This window comes from Mesorhizobium sp. MC2-1-1, from assembly GCF_057597255.1.
The window spans coordinates 2,941,411-2,957,092 of sequence record NZ_CP195205.1 but is presented as its reverse complement, the minus strand read 5'-3'; the positions used below and the strand labels follow the sequence as shown (position 1 = coordinate 2,957,092).

Below are 15,682 nucleotides of genomic sequence, written 5' to 3'. Positions count from 1 at the left end.
TTGGAATAGCTGGCAAAATCCTTGCCGGTTATGTTTCGAGCCTGGCGGGGAAGCCTGGCGCGCGAAGCTCCGTGCCGACCGCGTCCTCGAGCAGCTTGACGATCTTGGTCGACCAGGCACCGCCGCCATAGGCGCGCTTGCCCTCCTCGAAGATCGCGTTGACGCGTGTGGCCAGATCGAGCGGCGCGCCAAAATCCCTGCCCATGGCGAGCGCGAAGCCGAGATCCTTCAGCGCCAGGTCCATGGTGAAGCCGATGTCGTAGGAGCCGTTGAGCACGAGCTGGCTTTCGGTCTCATGGACGAAGCTGTTGCCGGAAGAGGCGACGATGGCGTGATAGGCCTGGGCGAGGTCGAGCCCGCCTTGTTTGGCGAGCATAAGCGCCTCGCCGGCGGCGACCAGATGGATGAAGGCCAGCATGTTGGTGATGACCTTGATCACCGCCGCCGAGCCGATCGGGCCCATCAGGAAAGACTTTGCGCACATCGCCTCGATGGCCGGCCGGTGGCGTTCGTAGAGCGCGGCATCGCCGCCGACCAGCGCGGTGATCCTGCCCGCCGCGGCCAGATGCACGCCGCCGGTGACCGGACATTCCAGCGTCTCGATGCCTTTGGCCGAAGCAAGCGCGGCGAGCCGCACTATCTCGTCGCGGCCGTTGGTCGACATCTCGATCCAGGTTCCGCCTGCCGGCAGGCCCTGAAGCAATCCGTCCGGACCGGCGAGCACCGCCTCGCTGACCTTCGGCGAGGGCAGGCAGGTGATCGCATTGCCGGCGCGGGCGGCGGCTTCGGCCGGGCTCGCCGCTGCCGTGGCGCCGAGCGCGACCAGTCGCTCGACCGCTGCCGCGTCGCGGTCGAAGACCGTGACGGCGAAGCCGTTGCGCAGCAGGCTGGCGGCAAGGTTGCCGCCAAGATTGCCGAGGCCGATGAAGGCGTAGGCGGGGTGCGCGGTCATGGCATCAGCGGCGTCTGCATCATCTGCAGATGCAGGTCCTTGCCGTCATAGGGATGCGCGTCGCAGACCGCTTCGTTGAGCTCGACTCCGAGGCCAGGCTCCTTCGACGGGATGACGTTGCCGTCCTGCCATTCGATCTTCTTCTTCAGCAGCGTGGCGTGAAAGCCGTCCCACTGCTTCAGCGATTCCAGGATGAGGAAGTTGGGCAGCGTGACGGCAAGCTGGATGTTGGCGGCGCCGACGATCGGGCCGCAATAGCAATGCGGCGCGACCTGGATGTGGTAGGCCTCGGCCATCGCTGCGATCTTCTTGGTCTCCAGAATGCCGCCGGAGCGGCCGAGATCCGGCTGCAGAATGGTTGCGGCGCGATTCTCGATGACGCGGGCGAACTCGAACTTCGTCGTCAACCGCTCGCCGGTGGCGACCGGAATGGAGGTTCCGCGGGCGACCTGCGCCATCACCTCGGGCATATCCGGCGGCACCGGTTCCTCGAACCATAGCGGATCATAGGGTTCGATGGCGCGAGCGAGGCGCAGCGCGCCCGAGGCAGTGAACTGGCCGTGCGTGCCGAACAGTATATCGGCCCTGGTGCCTACTGCCTCGCGGATCGCCTTGATCATCCGCGCGGACAGATCGATGTCGATGAGGCGTGGCTGGTGGCCGTCATAGGCGGTGTAGGGGCCGGCCGGGTCGAGCTTCACGGCGTTGAACCCCTGCTCGACATATTCGAGCGCGCAGGCGGCGGCCATTTCGGGGTCGTTGTAGACGTTCTTGCCGCGAGCATCTTCCGAATGGACGCTGCCGGTGTGCGGATAGAGATAGGTGTAGGAGCGCAGCGTCTCGTGCACCTGGCCGCCGAGCAGCTTGTAGACTGGCTTGTTCGCCTCCTTGCCGATGATATCCCAGCAGGCCATCTCCAGCGCCGAGAAGCAGCCCATGCCCGAAACGTCGGGGCGTTGCGTGAAGCCGGAGGAATAGGCGCGGCGAAAGAAATTCTCGATGTCATGCGGATCGCGACCGACGAGATAGCGCTCGGCCATGTCCTCGATCATCCTGGCCGTGACATGCGCGGAGAAGGTCGCGTTGTAGGCCTCGCCATAGCCGACCACGCCGCCGTCGGTGGTGAGCTTGACGAAGATGAAATACTTGCCGCCGATCCCGGGCGGCGGGTTGCCGACGACCCAGGTCTTCACATCGGTGATCTTCATTTATGGTCCTCCAGAACCAGGTCGGCGCCTTTCCATCCAGTGAGGATCGAGGCGGCATTGGTATTGCCGGTGATATTGTCCGGGAAAATCGATGCGTCGATGACGCGCAGGCCGTCCAGCCCGTGCACCTTGAGGCGCGGATCAACCACGGCGCGCGACGCGTCCGGCCCCATGCGGCAGGTCGAGACCGGGTGGTAGACGGTGCCCGAGCGCTTCCTGAAATCCTGGATCAGGTCGGCGTCCGACTGTATCGACGGCCCGGGCAGAACCTCTTCCTCGATGATCTCGGCCATGGCGGGCATCGACGCGATCCTGCGCACGAACTTCACCGCTGCCAGCATCTCGTCGACATCGGCATTGGTCGAATAGGCGTTGGCGGTGATCTTTGGGTAGTCGAGCGGATTGTTGGAACGGATCATGATCTCGCCGCGGCTCGACGGCCGGCAGTTGGACAGGCCGATGGAAAAGCCCGGCCAGGGGTCGGGCGTCAGGATCGGACGCTCGCCGCTCTTCGGGATCACCGTGGAGAAGGCCTGGAAATAGAGTTGCATGTTCGGCCGCGCCATCGATGGGTCGGTGCGGAAGAAGCCGCCGGCATTGTTCATCGACAGCGACAGCGGACCCGAGCGCAAGAGGATGTACTGCATGCCGACGAGCAGCTTGCCCCACCATGGCCGCAGGATCTGGTTCAGCGTCGGCAGCTTGCCCTTGAAAGTATAGTTGATGCCGACATGGTCCTGCAGATTGGCGCCGACATTGCCGTTGGCGTGGACGACCGGGATGCCGAGATCGCCGAGCAACGCTGCCGGGCCGACGCCGGAAAGTTGCAGCAACTGCGGCGAGTTGATCGAGCCGCCCGAAAGTATCACCTCGCGGCCGGCGCGCGCCGTCTTCTTCTCACCGTTCTGCTCATATTCGACGCCAATGGCGCGCCTACCCTCGAACAGGACCTTCGTCGCCAGCGCGTTGGTCTCGACGCGCACGTTGGAACGCTTCATCGCGGGTCGCAGGAAAGCGCGGGCCGCCGACATGCGGCGCCCATTCCTGGTCGTGATCTGGTAGACGCCGACACCTTCCTGGGACGCGCCGTTGAAATCGGGATTGAGCGGCAGGCCGGCCTGCACGGCGGCGGCCAGATAGCGCTTGGTCAGCGGATGCACGGCGCTCGAACAATCGGTGACATGCAAGGGGCCGCCGACGCCGCGCCACTGGTCGGCGCCGGCCGCATTGTCCTCCATCGCCTTGAAGGAGGGCAGGAGGTCCTCATAGCTCCAGCCGGGATTGCCGGCGGCGGCCCAGGCGTCGAAATCCTCGCGCGCGCCACGGATGAAGACCATGGCGTTGATGGAGCTCGAGCCGCCGAGCAGCTTGCCGCGCGGCCAGTGGTCGGCATTGCCGGCGAGACCGGGATCCGGCTCGGCCTTGTAGTTCCAGTTGACGGCCGGGTCGAAGAAAGTCTTGCCGTAACCGAGCGGCATCTGCACGTAGAACCGCTGGTCGGTTCCGCCGGCCTCCAGCACCAGCACCGAAAAACGGCCCGACGCCGACAGCCTGTCGGCGACGACCGAACCGGCCGAACCGGAGCCGACGACGATGAAATCATAGGTCTGCATGGTGGAAGGGCGGCCTCCGCAATGTCGGGCTTACCCTAGACACTGCCTGCTTGCGGCGTCGCCGTGGCTTCCGGCATGGCTTGTGAAAAAAGCGACCGTCGATCGTGGCGTGCATTTCGCTTTCGCCGGAGCTTGCGACATGGCGGCCGCATTGATAGGCAACTGCAACTGATCCTGGAAGGATTTCCCCATGGTGCACTACGCGGACGGAAAACCGCTTGGCGATCTCACGCTGCGGACGCTCGCCATGCCCTCCGACGCCAATGCCGCCGGCGATATCTTCGGCGGCTGGGTGATGGCGCAGATGGACCTTGCCTGCGGCATCCGCGCCGCCGAGCGGGCCAAGGGCCGCGTGGTCACCGCCGCTGTGAAGGAGATGTCCTTCGCCAAGGCGATGAAAATCGGCGACACGCTCTGCATCTACACCCATGTCGAGCGGGTCGGCCGCACCTCCATGGTGCTCAAGGTCGAGGCCTGGGCGCAGCGCTACCTTTCCGACCTGATGGAAAAGGTCACCCACGCCGATTTCGTCATGGTGGCGCTCGACGGCGAAGGCAAGCCGAAGCCGGTTCCGGCCGAAAGCTGACCAGATACGATTCTCCCCAGCCTTGTCGTTTTGTAACCATGCCGGCGCGGAAGATGGGCTCCGCGACATCGAATGGTTGCCTTCGCGATTCACTTTAGGGTCGCGAAGGGGAAAACAATGCGTCAACACATACTGAACGGCTGGCTCGCGGCAGCCCTTGTAGCCTTGGTCTGCCTGCTCGGCATAACGGCCTATATGGAGGTCAGGAAAGACCTTCCGCGCTTCGCCTACATGAGGGTTCTGAAGGTGGCCGACAGGAAGCCGGTGCAGTCGGAAAGCTGCTCGACAGCGTGCTGCAACGGGGCCGCCCAAAGCGCCTGATAAATAGCCGGCTAACATTGTCATTCCGTGTCCAGGCGGTTGCTCGGAGCCGACGGCGGGGCTCGCGTCGAGGTGGCGACGGATCCGGTCAGAGCCGGAAAATGCGATAGGGCCGACACCGAGCCACACGGTTCATCCAATGGTTCATAAACCTTTGGATTACAACGGTTTCAGGCCTGCTGGCTGTCGAATTTGGCGCGCGCCTCGCGGACCCGGTTGGTGTTCTTGCGCGCCCATTCGCCAAGCGCGGCGACCGGCACGAGCAACTCGTGACCGAGTTCGGTCAGCTCATAATCGACACGCGGCGGAATGGTCGGAAATACCTTGCGCGTGACGAAGCCGTCGCGCTCCAGACCCCGCAAGGTGGTGGTCAGCATCTTCTGCGAAATGCCGCCGACGGCGGCGCGCAATTCGTTGAAACGCAGCGCCCCGTCGCCAAGCTTGCCGACGACGAGGACGGTCCATTTGTCGCCGACCCGTTGCAGGATTTCCGACACGGCCCGGCAGTCCTCGGTGATGTGCGGGTGCCTCAGTAACAAAGAAGTGCCTCCTTGCGCGCCGATTGGTCAGTATCACATATAGCGCCGGTATCCAAACGATACCAGAAATTCCCGCAAGGAGAGCCCCTTATGTCCAAGCCCAAAATCGCCATCGTCGTCGGTTCGACGCGCGCCGCCCGCTTCGCCGACGTGCCGACGCAGTGGATCGCCAAGATCGCCAAGTCGCATGCCGATATCGACGTCGAAATCGTCGATCTGCGCGACTGGTCGCTGCCCTTCTTCGACGAAGTCGCATCCTCTGCCTGGGCGCCGTCGAAGAACGAAGTGGCGCAGCGCTGGCAGAAGAAGGTCGCCGAGTTCGACGGCTTCATCTTCACCGCCGCCGAATACAATCACGCTCCGACCGGCGTCTTGAAAAATGCCATCGACTACGCCGCCAATGAATGGAACAAAAAGCCGGCCGGCTTTGTCGGCTACGGCTCGGTCGGCGGCGCGCGCGCGGTAGAACAGCTTCGCCTGATCGCCGTCGAGTTGCAGATGGCGCCGGTCAAGTCGGCCGTCCATATCGCCTGGGGCGATTTCCTTGCGGTGCGCCAGGGCGAGAAGAAGCTCGAGGATCTCGAGCACCTGAACCAGGCCGCGGCCGCGCTGGTCAACGACGTCGTCTGGTGGGCCAAGGTGCTGAAGGCCGCTCGCGCCGCCGACGCGATCGCCGGCGAAGCCCAGGCCGCTTAAACCGGATTTAGAGATCATCCTCCCCGAAGGGCGGCGCTTGCGCCGCCCTTTTCGTTTGCGCGAACGTCTCGCTGAAGCTCTCCCGGCGTGAGGATGCAGCGCGCAATACGCACTGATCATGATGACTTGCATAATGCAACTAACCCGGCTATAAAGTGACTTGCATATTGAAAGTGAGTCATGAGGATGGTTGCCAGGACGAGCTTCGAAAAGCGCCCGTGCCCCATAGCGCGCAGCCTCGACGAGGTCGGCGAGTGGTGGAGCATCCTTCTGTTGCGGGACGCATTCCAGGGCCTCACGCGCTTCGACCAGTTCCAGAAGAGCCTTGATATTGCCCCGAACATCCTGACGCGGCGGCTGAACAGCCTGGTCGAGCGCGGGCTGTTCGAGAAGCGCGCCTACTGCGAACGGCCGCTTCGCCATGAATATGTGCTGACCGCCAAGGCCCGCGATTTCCGGCCGGTGCTTCTTACGCTGCTGGCCTGGGGCAACAGGCATCTGGCGCCCGAAGGCCCGAGCCTCGTCGTGGTGGACACGGCGGATGGGCACTGGGCCGATCCCGTTCTGGTCGACCGCGAGACCGGCAAGGAGCTCGACAGCGGCGGCTTCACCATGGCGACCGGGCCGGCGGCCAGCGATCGAATGCGCCAGCGCTATCGTTTCAGCAGTGAGGGTTCGGGCCTGCCGCTCGTCGACAACACGCGGGTGGATGGCGGCCGGGAAGAGGCGCAAATCGGATGAACAGGGCTCTTTCCCCGGCTGAATTGCAGCCCTCGATCGTTGAAGCTCCGAAGCCTGTCAGAAAGCGCCGGAAGCCGTGGCTGCTCGGGGCAGCGCTGATCGTGGTCGCCGCCGGCGGATGGTACGGCGTGGAATGGTGGCAGGCCAATCGTTTCCTGGTAACGACCGACGACGCCTATGTCGGCGGCAATGTCACGCCGCTGGCGCCGCGCGTCGCCGGGCATATCGACAAGGTGCTCGTCGAGGACAACCAGCATGTCGTGGCCGGCCAGCCGGTCATCCGCATCGACGACAGGCCGTTCAAGGCGGCGCTGGAACGCGCGCAGGCTTCGGTGCGTCAGAAGCAGTCGGCGCTCGACAATCTGCGGGCCCAGGTCTCTCTGCAGAACTCGCTGATCGAGCAGGCCAGCGCCGATCTAGAAGCCAAAAGCGCCGCCGCCGCGTTCACCGCGCAAGACGCCAGGCGATACGCGGTGCTCGCCAGCGCCAAGACCGGCTCGCAACAAGATGCGCAAAAGAGCGCCGCGGCCGACGGCCAGGCGCAGGCAGCGGTCGCCGCCGCGCGGGCAGCGCTTTCGGCCTCAAGGCAACAGCTTGACGTCCTCAACACCCAGATTTCGGAAGCGACGGCGGAAGTCGCCGCCGCCAAGGCGGATCTCGACACCGCCCAGCTCGACCTTGGCTTCACCGAAATCCGCTCGCCGATCGACGGCATTGTCGGCAATAGGGTGGCGCAGGTCGGCACCTATGTCTCGCCGGGCAGCTATCTGCTGACCATCGTCCCGGCGGCGGGCCTGTGGGTCGACGCCAATTTCAAGGAAGACCAGCTGCGCGCGATGGCCGACGGACAGGCCGCGACCGTCTATGCCGATGTCGCGCCCGACCAACCGCTCAAGGGCCGCGTCACCAGCCTCGGGCCGGCGACCGGAGCGATCTTCAGCGTGATCCCGCCGCAGAACGCGACGGGCAATTTCACCAAGATCGTGCAGCGGGTGCCGGTCAGGATCACGATCGATGCCGACCAGGCAGGCAAGGTTGCGCTGCGGCCCGGCCTGTCGACGGTGGTCACGGTCGATACCGCGTCGCGCTGAGGGCCCCGTGTCAGCGCCGGCCGCCCCGCAATCCTTCATCGCCAGCATCCTGCCGTTCATGGTGATGTGCGTGGGGATGTTCATTGCGCTGCTCGACATCCAGATCGTCGCCTCCTCGCTGCAGGACATCGGCGGCGGCCTGTCGGCCGCGCAGGACCAGATCGGCTGGGTCCAGACCTCCTATCTGGTGGCGGAGATCATCGTCATCCCGCTGTCGGGCTGGCTCACCCGCGTCTTCTCGACCAGATGGCTTTTCACCATCTCGGCGGCCGGTTTCACGCTGGCCAGCATGCTGTGCGGCTTTGCCTGGAACATCGAGAGCATGATCGTGTTCCGGGCGCTGCAAGGGCTGCTCGGCGCTTCGATGATCCCGACGGTGTTCACCTCGTCCTTCCATTATTTCCAGGGCCCGAGGCGCGTCTATGCCGCCGCCGTGGTTGGCAGCATCGCCTCAATCGCGCCGACGCTCGGTCCCGTCATCGGCGGCTGGATCACCGACACGTTGAACTGGCACTGGCTGTTCTATGTGAACGTCGTCCCCGGCGCGATCATCACCGTCCTGGTGGCGCTGCTGGTCAGGATCGACAGGGGCGATCTGTCGTTGCTGAAGGGCGCGGACTATATCGGCATGATGCTGATGGCGGTCAGCCTCGGCACGGCGGAATACGTCCTTGAGGAGGGCTCGCGCTGGAACTGGTTCGACGACGCCACGATCCGAAACGGCGCCGTCGTCGCCGTGGTTACGCTCATCCTGTTCGTCTTCCGGAGCCTGACCTATGCGCAGCCGGTGGTCGACTTCCGAGCCTTCGGCAATCGCAATTTCGCGATCGGCTGTTTCCTGTCCTTCATTACCGGCATCGGCATCTTCGCCACGATCTACCTGACGCCGCTGTTCCTCGGCTATGTGCGAGGCTACAACGCGTTCGAGACGGGGCTCGCGGTTTTTTCCACCGGCGTCGCCTCGATGGTGGGCGTCCCGGTCTATATCTTCCTCGCCAAACGCTTCGATACGCGCTGGCTGATGATGTTCGGTCTGGCCTCCTTCGGCGCGTCGATGTGGAGTTTCAGCGCCATCACCAGCCAGTGGGGCTCGGCGGAGCTTCTACTGCCGCAGATCTTTCGCGGTTTTCCGCAGGTCTTCGCCGTCGCGCCGAGCGTCAATCTCGGGCTCGGCAGCTTGCCGCCGGAACGGCTGAAATATGCCAGCGGCCTGTTCAACACGATGCGCAATCTCGGCGGCGCGGTCGGCATCGCCATTTGCGGCGCAATCCTGAACAACCGCACCAACTTCCATTTCCTGACGATCGCGTCGCATCTGACGCCGCAGAACGAAGCGGCCATGCGCATGGTCGACACCGTTGCGCAGCGCTACGGCCAGTTGCCCGGCGCCATCGACGGCGGCCATGCCGCATCGCTGAAGCAGCTCTGGCAGCTCGCCTATCGCGAGGCCTCGACAATGGCTTACGCCGATGCGTTCCTGGTCATCATGGTGGCTTTCGTAATCGCCACGGCGCTGGTTCCGTTCCTGCGCAACGTCACGCCCAAAGCGCCGCCGCCGGATGCGCATTGAGCGGAACGGCAGCGGCAACGGGTGGCTACTTGGGACCCTACCGCGCCCGGCGGTGTCGGTTCGCCGCTTGTCCAACTGCCCGTCGCGGTCTGAACAAGCATCGCATGGCTATGAGCGTGCCACGGGGCGATGTCCGTCGGGCAGGCGGGTGGCGATCAGCTTGTCGATGCGGCGACCGTCGAGGTCGACGACCTCGAAGCGCCAGCCTTGCGCGTCGACGCATTCGCCGGTGGCCGGAAGATGATGCAGGTGCGACAGCACATAGCCAGCGACGGTCTCGTAGTCGCGGTTCTCCGGCAGGTCGATGCCCAGGACCTCGGCCATCTCGTCGGCCTGCATGTAGCCGGCGAGCAGCCACGAGCCGTCATCGCGCTTGACGGCGTTCTCCTCTTCGCCGGCCTCGAGGTCGGAGCGGAACACGCCGGTGATGGCTTCGAGGATGTCGGCCGGCGTGACAATGCCTTCGAAATGACCGTATTCGTCGTGGACCAGCGCCATGGGCACGTCCGATTCCCTCAGCTTCTGCAGCACGTCGAGCGCGTCGGCCTGGTCATGCACGATGGGGGCAGCGCGTACGTGCTGGCGCGCATCCAGTACCCGACCGGCGAGAAGGGCGGCCAGCACGTCGCGTGTCTGGATGACGCCGACCATGGCGTCGACATTGCCTTCAGCCGCGGGCAGCCGCGAATGCTGCGTCTCCATCAATAGCTTCCGGACCACCGTCTCGTCGGATTGCAGGTTCAGCCAATCGACCTCGGTGCGCGGCGTCATGACGGCGCGCACGGCGCGGTCGCCGAGGCGCATGACGCCGGCAATCATGCGGCGTTCGTCGGATTCGATGGTACCGTGATGCTCGGCCTCGGCGACCAGCATCTTGATCTCCTCGTCGGTGACCTTCTCTTCCGCTTCGCCGGCCTGGCCGAGCAGCCACAGCACTGCGCGGCCGGAGAGGTCGAGCAGGAAGACCAGTGGCGCCGAGACCGTGGCAAGGACAGTCATTGCCGGCGCGGCCCTGACCGCGACGCGTTCCGGGTCCTTGAGCGCGATCTGCTTCGGGACCAACTCGCCGATGATCAGCGAGGCATAGGTGATCAAAGCGACGACGATACCGACGCCGACGGGGTCGGCGATGTTCTCGCGGATGCCGGTCGACGCAAGGTATTTTGCCAGCCTTTCGCCGAGCGTGGCTCCCGAAAACGCGCCCGAGAGGACGCCGACCAGAGTGATCCCGATCTGGACCGACGACAGGAACTTGCCGGGATTGGAGCCGAGCGCCAGGGCACGACCGGCGCCATTGACGTTGCGGTCGATCATTGCCTTGAGACGGGCAGGCCGCGACGAGACGATGGCAAGCTCCGACATCGACAAAAGGCCGTTCACCAGGATGAGGACGGCAACGACGGCGATTTCAACATAAAGCATGAGCGGTCAATAGCATTGCTGCAGTGCATTCGAAAATAGCTCGCCGCTATTTTTGGAAGATGACAGGCACAGTGTTCAGGCGGCATCCCGGATCGGCGCCAGGAAATGCCGGGCAAGCGCGTCGATGACCACGCGCACCTTGTCTCAGCGCGCCGCAAGCAGCCCTACTGAAGCACCTTCAACACGCCGATCACGGCCATGCCGTCGGTGAAATAGGGATCGCCGCCGCCGTTGCGCCCGGTCCTGGTGGCGCCGATCCCCGGTATCTCAGTGGTCGAAGCCAGCAGAGCGGCCGCATTCAGGTCGCCGATCAGGAAGTCGCGCTCATTGTCGATGTCGGGACCGATATGGTGGGTGATGGCGCCCGTGTCGTGGCTGAGGCCGACGCCGCGGTCGAAGCTCGCGGCGCCCAGCCAGAACGGGCGGTCGTCGTCGCCAACGGCATCCGTCCGCCAGAAGCGGACGTGGTGACGCCGGTCGGCGCTGTTGCCGACCGGTTTCTCGAAGGCGAGATCCTGGGGGCGGCCTTCGAACAAAAGGCGGCTCATCGGCGCGTCGGGATAGGGGCGGGAAAACAACACGCTTTCGCCGATGCCGATCGCGGTCCTAAGCGTCACTGCGTCGGCCGTGTCCCAGCCGGCGATGGCGAAGGCGTGGACGACTTCCTTTTCAGTGCCGACCAGGCCGACATTGATCGGGTCGCCGGGAATGCCCTGCGGCGTATGAGTCACCATCCCGAAGGGCCGGGCGCGGAAACCGCGCTCGCGCCACGTCCAGAATTCCGGCGCGGCGACATAGGCGAGCGCCAGATAAGAGGCGCAAAGCGCCGCCAGCCAGATCGCCGCCCGCCGCTTCAGGCTTCGCTTAACCACCACAACCCAACCGCTCCCAAATCCACATGCGACCATTTTATGCGGTGTTGGCCGTTTTTGGGCAGAGCGGCCTCAGCGGCAGGCGCGGTAGCCGCTTTTGCGGTTCTTGACGTCGAAATGGAAATGATTGCGGTGGTCGTAGTTGTAACCCGGCCCGAGCACAGTGTTGAAATACTGGCAGCCGTCGGCCCGCACATTGTTGAGGAAGCCACGGGTGCGGAAGGCGAACCAGCCGGGCTTGCGCACGTCGATGTCGTCGCCATTGTTGAGCTCTATGCTCATGACGTCGAGCGCGTTGCCCTTGCCGTGCTCGGACAGGACGCCTTCGCCGGCAATGTTGCGGCAGGAATAGCTGGAGCCCTGGTGGATCGCCTTGACGCCGGAGAAGTAGCGCCATCGGGCGGCTGGCTGCAGCTCGTTCTTCGTCCAGGCGGCGAAGGTGGCGGCCATGTTGCAGGTGAGCGTCGCCGCCGGCTTCATGGCGACGCTGCCGATGGCCGAGACTTTGACCGGGAAATCGATGCCGCACTGGCCCTCATGGATCGGTTGGATGTCCTGATAGACCACGCCCATACGCTTCAACTCGTTGCGGCAGTCGATTTCGCTGGCCGGCATCTGCTCGAGAGGCGACATCGGCTCGTCCATGCGCGGATAGGCGGCCTGGGTCAGGTAGGGATTGGATGGAACGAGGCGCTGCATGCCGGAGTATTGCGGCGCGTCCGGCTGCGGCACGGCTGCCGTCTGGCTGCCGACATCGACGGCCGGCTGCAGCGCAAAGACGTCACCCGTGGTGCAGGCCGATATTGTCGCGATGGCAGCACCAACGGCCAGTCCGGCGATCGTGACGCGCGCACGCCTGTCCCGTTGCGCCGCTAATAGCATGGCGCCAAGTCTTCGAGCCATTGAAAGGCATCCTTGTCCCCAAGATCTGATCCCAATTGGGATCATGATTCGGATAGCTCAAGGATAATCCGCAACAGTAAAGGAAAGCTCAGCGCCGGTATTCATGCCTGAGGCGGAATTGCGGCGCTGGTCTTGCCAGGGGGTGATCCGAAACTTTCGTGCCTACTGGCAGAAAGTACCGCCGTTGCGGCGTGGGGCCAGGTCCAGGTGGAAATGCAGCGTGTGGTCGGCATCGGCGCCCGGCCCCAGCACTGTCTTGAACGGTCCGCAGGCAGCCTTGCGCACCGCGTCGAGGAATTTCGCATCCTTCTCCGTCGGTGTCGGGCCGACCTCGATCTTGGTGCCGTCGGACAGGGTGAAGGAGGCGATGTCGAGCGCGTTGCCGAAAGCATGTTCCGACAGTTTACGGGTGCCGTGGCGCGGCCGGCAGACAAAGGCCGAGGCCTGGTCGATCGACCGCAGGTCGGCGCCGAGCTCGGCTTTTGCCGCGGGCTGGACGACGTCGACCATGAAGCGCGCTGCCGCCTCGGCCATCGGGCAATTGAGCTCAGTGCCAGGACTGATGCCAATGGACCTGCCGAGTGTCTTTATGACGACGGGGTAGGGGATCGAGCAGCCGATCTCTGGATCGTGCTCGGCGTTATGCTCCTCGAACTCGACGCCCAGCGCCTTCAACCGCTCGCGGCATGCGGTTTCCTCCGCCGGCATGTTGCCGGCCGGCATCTCGGTGGAACGCGGATCGGGAAGCATCTTCTCGCCGGCATCAGCCGGCTTTTCCGGTGGTTGCGGCGGGGTTTCCGGCGGCTCCGGGTTCACTTCGGCGGGCCTCAGCGGCGGCGTTGGCACGGTGTCCGGCGTCTGCGGCTCGGATTCCGACGGAGGCTCGGATTGAGGGCCGTTCGAGCCTGGGGGGTGGGCATCCCGTTTCGGACGCGACTTCTCCTGGTTGAGTAAGTCGTCGTTGCTGTCCGCGGGCGGCTTGTCGGACCCGGACTTCTCAGCGCCATTCTCCCTGTCCTGTGGGCGTGATCCCGGGACAGGAGCCGCCGCTGGCGTTTCGGGTGCCGGGGTGGCGCTATGGCTGGCCGGCGGCAGGTGTCGCTTATACCGATGATGATGCTTGGCCAGGGCCGGCGTAACCACGAGCGCGGCAGCCACCAAAGGCAGCGCCAGTCTGCAAAGTCGTGAAAGGCCGAGCGTTGCCATCGCCCGGAAACGGCGGTCGCGTTGCGAAGTTGCCTGCGCCGGCGGGCCTGCAGATCACAATCGGTTACCGGCGCGTTACGCGCCTATGGCTTCAAGGCCTTCTTCCAGCCAGTCCGCGAGCATCGGCAGGCCGAGCAGATACTTGGCCGCGCGCTTCCTGGGGCGTTCGCTGGCGGCGGCCACCGCATCCGCCCATTCGGATGCGTCATAGTCGCCGCGCCCGACCCAGGCGAGCGCGATCAGTTCGGCCGCTTCGTCGATGTTGAGATCGTCGATCAGCTCCCGGAATTCCTCCTCGGTCAGATCTTCCGAAGCCTCCTCGGCAAGGCCGTCATGGTGGTGGCTGGCATGCGCGTCGCCGTCGAACTCGACCTCATGCTCGGCGCCGTCGTCATAGTCCTCGTTGACGGCGGCGCTCAGCGCCTTCGCCTTGAGGATGAGGAGGCGCACCGTGTCCGGATCGATCGAAAGTTCCCACTCCTTCTCGAGGCGCTGCTGCACGGTCCTTCTCCACGTGATGCGCTGGGCACCGATGATAGCGGATTTGCAGCGCGCGTCACGTACGGAGGTAAAGCCGTCCAAAATAGTTGGGCCGCTGCCGGTATTTCGGGATGAAAGAATGCCATAGAGGCGTTAGTCTGGCATTCCCACGCCCATAAGGAGGCTTCGATGCGCAGACGATTGCTTGTTCAAGTCATGGCTGTTGCTGCCCTGCCGCTGTTCGCGGCGCCCGCGTTCACGGCAGGCGACAGCGGCGGCGCTGGCACCGGCGGCAGCAGCGCCGGCCAGACCGTCACCCAGTGCAAGAAAGGCGAGGTCTGGGACAAGAAGAAGAACAAGTGCGTGAAGCCGCAATATGGCATGCTGGATGACGACAGCATCTATGAGGCCGGCCACGATCTGGCCATGGCCGGGCGCTATGACGAGGCGATCTCTGTACTGACGCTCGCCGAGAACAAGCAGGACCCACGGATCCTCAACTATCTCGGCTATTCGCACCGCCATTCGGGCCGCGTCACGGTCGGGCTCGGCTACTACGAGGAAGCCCTGAGGATCGATCCGAACTACACACTCGTGCGCGAGTATCTCGGTGAAGCGCATCTGCAGATCGGCGATCTCGCCGGCGCGCAGCAGCAACTGCAGGAAATCGAAAAGCGGACCGGCAAGGGCTCGCGCGAATACGGCATGCTGTCCGAGCAGATCGATCATTTCCTGCGAAGCTGAACGGAGTTTATGACTGCTCGACCGGCTGCGAGTACTCGCAGCCGGTTTTTTCTTGCTGGCGGCCAGCCGGCCCGCGAAAGCGGTGATCATTTTGCCCAACTTCATTTTTTGGCGTGAAAATCGCGCGAAGATCGCTATATTCGGGGAAATTGTGGTGAAACGGTTCCGTTAGCCCGAGGCTGCCGGACCGTTTTCTTTTTGTACCCATTTGACAGGGCCGCTCCCGAAACGCGGGGGTGGCGGCAGGAAAGGTCAGGCTTATGATCAAGGTTCCGATGACAGGCGAGGGGTTCGCGTCATTGAAGGAAGAACTCCGCTGGCGCCAGCAGGAGGAACGTCCCCGTATCATCGAGGCGATCTCCGAAGCGCGCTCGCATGGCGACCTGTCCGAAAACGCGGAATACCACGCGGCCAAGGAGTCGCAGAGCCACAATGAAGGCCGCATCAACGAGCTCGAGGATCTGATCGCGCGCGCGGAGGTCATCGACGTCTCGAAGCTTTCCGGCGACAAGGTCAAGTTCGGCGCGACCGTTGTGCTGGTCGACGAGGACACTGAGGAAAAGAAGACCTACCAGATTGTCGGCGACCAGGAAGCGGACGTGAAGTCCGGCCGCATCTCGATCTCCTCGCCGATCGCGCGGGCACTGATCGGCAAGGAAGTCGGCGACGCCATCGAGGTCAATGCCCCGGGCGGCGCTCGTGGTTATGAGATCGTCCAGGTCCAGTTTATCTGAGGAG

General features: G+C 64.2%; 17 protein-coding genes. 8 read left to right on the top strand and 9 right to left on the bottom strand.

Annotated features, from left to right (window positions below):
• Positions 1-28: 28 nt before the first annotated feature.
• From ACR64R_RS14690 to ACR64R_RS14680, 3 genes are read right to left on the bottom strand one after another with little or no spacing between them, the layout of a single operon-like run.
• Positions 29-952, bottom strand: coding sequence for an NAD(P)-dependent oxidoreductase (locus tag ACR64R_RS14690; protein ID WP_487362328.1), 924 nt, complete (start codon positions 950-952; stop codon positions 29-31).
• The gene (locus ACR64R_RS14685; protein ID WP_487362327.1) at positions 949-2,160 is read right to left on the bottom strand and encodes a mandelate racemase/muconate lactonizing enzyme family protein; all 1,212 of its coding nucleotides are present in this window, start codon (positions 2,158-2,160) and stop codon (positions 949-951) included. The genes ACR64R_RS14690 and ACR64R_RS14685 overlap by 4 nt, the downstream gene beginning before the upstream one ends.
• On the bottom strand, positions 2,157-3,773 hold the full coding sequence (locus ACR64R_RS14680; protein ID WP_487362326.1) for a GMC family oxidoreductase: 1,617 nt from the start codon (positions 3,771-3,773) through the stop codon (positions 2,157-2,159). Before ACR64R_RS14680 ends, ACR64R_RS14685 begins: the two co-directional genes overlap by 4 nt.
• Before the next feature lie 190 nt (positions 3,774-3,963).
• Here ACR64R_RS14680 and ACR64R_RS14675 point away from each other — a divergent pair, with 190 nt between their 5' ends.
• Together ACR64R_RS14675 and ACR64R_RS14670 are read left to right on the top strand one after the other, a co-directional pair.
• Positions 3,964-4,359: an acyl-CoA thioesterase gene (locus ACR64R_RS14675; protein ID WP_320217521.1), complete on the top strand. Its 396-nt coding sequence runs from the start codon at positions 3,964-3,966 to the stop codon at positions 4,357-4,359.
• A 117-nt stretch (positions 4,360-4,476) separates the two neighbouring features.
• Positions 4,477-4,680 carry a hypothetical protein gene (locus ACR64R_RS14670; protein WP_487362325.1) on the top strand — a complete coding sequence of 68 codons (204 nt, stop codon included), beginning with the start codon at positions 4,477-4,479 and terminating at the stop codon, positions 4,678-4,680.
• Between the two features lie 170 nt (positions 4,681-4,850).
• On the opposite strand, the gene ACR64R_RS14665 is transcribed toward ACR64R_RS14670, so the two are convergent.
• A complete protein-coding gene (locus tag ACR64R_RS14665; RefSeq protein ID WP_487362324.1) occupies positions 4,851-5,219 on the bottom strand; it encodes a winged helix-turn-helix transcriptional regulator in 369 nt (122 codons plus the stop codon).
• Between the two features lie 90 nt (positions 5,220-5,309).
• On the opposite strand from ACR64R_RS14665, the gene ACR64R_RS14660 reads away from it, so the two are divergent.
• From ACR64R_RS14660 to ACR64R_RS14645, 4 genes are all read left to right on the top strand, one after another.
• On the top strand, positions 5,310-5,915 hold the full coding sequence (locus tag ACR64R_RS14660; protein ID WP_487362323.1) for an NADPH-dependent FMN reductase: 606 nt from the start codon (positions 5,310-5,312) through the stop codon (positions 5,913-5,915).
• 186 nt (positions 5,916-6,101) lie between these two features.
• Complete coding sequence (locus ACR64R_RS14655; RefSeq protein ID WP_487362442.1) at positions 6,102-6,656, top strand: winged helix-turn-helix transcriptional regulator; 555 nt, start codon at positions 6,102-6,104, stop codon at positions 6,654-6,656.
• The gene (locus ACR64R_RS14650) at positions 6,653-7,747 is read left to right on the top strand and encodes an HlyD family secretion protein (protein WP_487362322.1); all 1,095 of its coding nucleotides are present in this window, start codon (positions 6,653-6,655) and stop codon (positions 7,745-7,747) included. The genes ACR64R_RS14655 and ACR64R_RS14650 overlap by 4 nt, the downstream gene beginning before the upstream one ends.
• A gap of 7 nt (positions 7,748-7,754) precedes the next feature.
• Positions 7,755-9,317 (top strand): DHA2 family efflux MFS transporter permease subunit, encoded by a 1,563-nt coding sequence (locus ACR64R_RS14645; protein WP_487362321.1) that lies wholly within the window; start codon positions 7,755-7,757, stop codon positions 9,315-9,317.
• A gap of 108 nt (positions 9,318-9,425) precedes the next feature.
• Here ACR64R_RS14645 and ACR64R_RS14640 read toward each other — a convergent pair whose 3' ends face one another.
• The 5 genes from ACR64R_RS14640 to ACR64R_RS14620 form a co-directional block, all read right to left on the bottom strand.
• Entirely contained in the window at positions 9,426-10,739 is a 1,314-nt protein-coding gene (locus tag ACR64R_RS14640; protein ID WP_487362320.1) for a hemolysin family protein, read from the bottom strand.
• A 164-nt stretch (positions 10,740-10,903) separates the two neighbouring features.
• Positions 10,904-11,611 (bottom strand): LssY C-terminal domain-containing protein, encoded by a 708-nt coding sequence (locus ACR64R_RS14635; protein ID WP_487362319.1) that lies wholly within the window; start codon positions 11,609-11,611, stop codon positions 10,904-10,906.
• A 72-nt stretch (positions 11,612-11,683) separates the two neighbouring features.
• Positions 11,684-12,514 (bottom strand): extensin-like domain-containing protein, encoded by an 831-nt coding sequence (locus ACR64R_RS14630; RefSeq protein WP_487362318.1) that lies wholly within the window; start codon positions 12,512-12,514, stop codon positions 11,684-11,686.
• A gap of 162 nt (positions 12,515-12,676) precedes the next feature.
• Positions 12,677-13,720: an extensin-like domain-containing protein gene (locus ACR64R_RS14625; RefSeq protein WP_487362317.1), complete on the bottom strand. Its 1,044-nt coding sequence runs from the start codon at positions 13,718-13,720 to the stop codon at positions 12,677-12,679.
• A 75-nt stretch (positions 13,721-13,795) separates the two neighbouring features.
• Complete coding sequence (locus ACR64R_RS14620) at positions 13,796-14,221, bottom strand: DUF3775 domain-containing protein (RefSeq protein WP_487362316.1); 426 nt, start codon at positions 14,219-14,221, stop codon at positions 13,796-13,798.
• A gap of 168 nt (positions 14,222-14,389) precedes the next feature.
• Here ACR64R_RS14620 and ACR64R_RS14615 point away from each other — a divergent pair, with 168 nt between their 5' ends.
• Both ACR64R_RS14615 and greA read left to right on the top strand, forming a co-directional pair.
• Entirely contained in the window at positions 14,390-14,944 is a 555-nt protein-coding gene (locus tag ACR64R_RS14615) for a tetratricopeptide repeat protein (RefSeq protein WP_487362315.1), read from the top strand.
• 260 nt (positions 14,945-15,204) lie between these two features.
• Positions 15,205-15,678: a transcription elongation factor GreA gene (gene greA / locus ACR64R_RS14610; protein WP_027168132.1), complete on the top strand. Its 474-nt coding sequence runs from the start codon at positions 15,205-15,207 to the stop codon at positions 15,676-15,678.
• Positions 15,679-15,682: the final 4 nt, after the last annotated feature.

Bases quoted from the DNA above. Each gene is read 5' to 3' on its own strand.
- greA (WP_027168132.1), top strand. From the start codon at position 15,205: ATGATCAAGGTTCCGATGACAGGCGAGGGGTTCGCGTCATTGAAGGAA.
- ACR64R_RS14625 (WP_487362317.1), bottom strand. From the start codon at position 13,720: ATGGCAACGCTCGGCCTTTCACGACTTTGCAGACTGGCGCTGCCTTTG.
- ACR64R_RS14660 (WP_487362323.1), top strand. From the start codon at position 5,310: ATGTCCAAGCCCAAAATCGCCATCGTCGTCGGTTCGACGCGCGCCGCC.
- ACR64R_RS14650 (WP_487362322.1), top strand. From the start codon at position 6,653: ATGAACAGGGCTCTTTCCCCGGCTGAATTGCAGCCCTCGATCGTTGAA.
- ACR64R_RS14655 (WP_487362442.1), top strand. From the start codon at position 6,102: ATGGTTGCCAGGACGAGCTTCGAAAAGCGCCCGTGCCCCATAGCGCGC.
- ACR64R_RS14690 (WP_487362328.1), bottom strand. From the start codon at position 952: ATGACCGCGCACCCCGCCTACGCCTTCATCGGCCTCGGCAATCTTGGC.
- ACR64R_RS14640 (WP_487362320.1), bottom strand. From the start codon at position 10,739: ATGCTTTATGTTGAAATCGCCGTCGTTGCCGTCCTCATCCTGGTGAAC.
- ACR64R_RS14615 (WP_487362315.1), top strand. From the start codon at position 14,390: ATGCGCAGACGATTGCTTGTTCAAGTCATGGCTGTTGCTGCCCTGCCG.
- ACR64R_RS14670 (WP_487362325.1), top strand. From the start codon at position 4,477: ATGCGTCAACACATACTGAACGGCTGGCTCGCGGCAGCCCTTGTAGCC.
- ACR64R_RS14680 (WP_487362326.1), bottom strand. From the start codon at position 3,773: ATGCAGACCTATGATTTCATCGTCGTCGGCTCCGGTTCGGCCGGTTCG.
- ACR64R_RS14685 (WP_487362327.1), bottom strand. From the start codon at position 2,160: ATGAAGATCACCGATGTGAAGACCTGGGTCGTCGGCAACCCGCCGCCC.
- ACR64R_RS14675 (WP_320217521.1), top strand. From the start codon at position 3,964: ATGGTGCACTACGCGGACGGAAAACCGCTTGGCGATCTCACGCTGCGG.
- ACR64R_RS14630 (WP_487362318.1), bottom strand. From the start codon at position 12,514: ATGGCTCGAAGACTTGGCGCCATGCTATTAGCGGCGCAACGGGACAGG.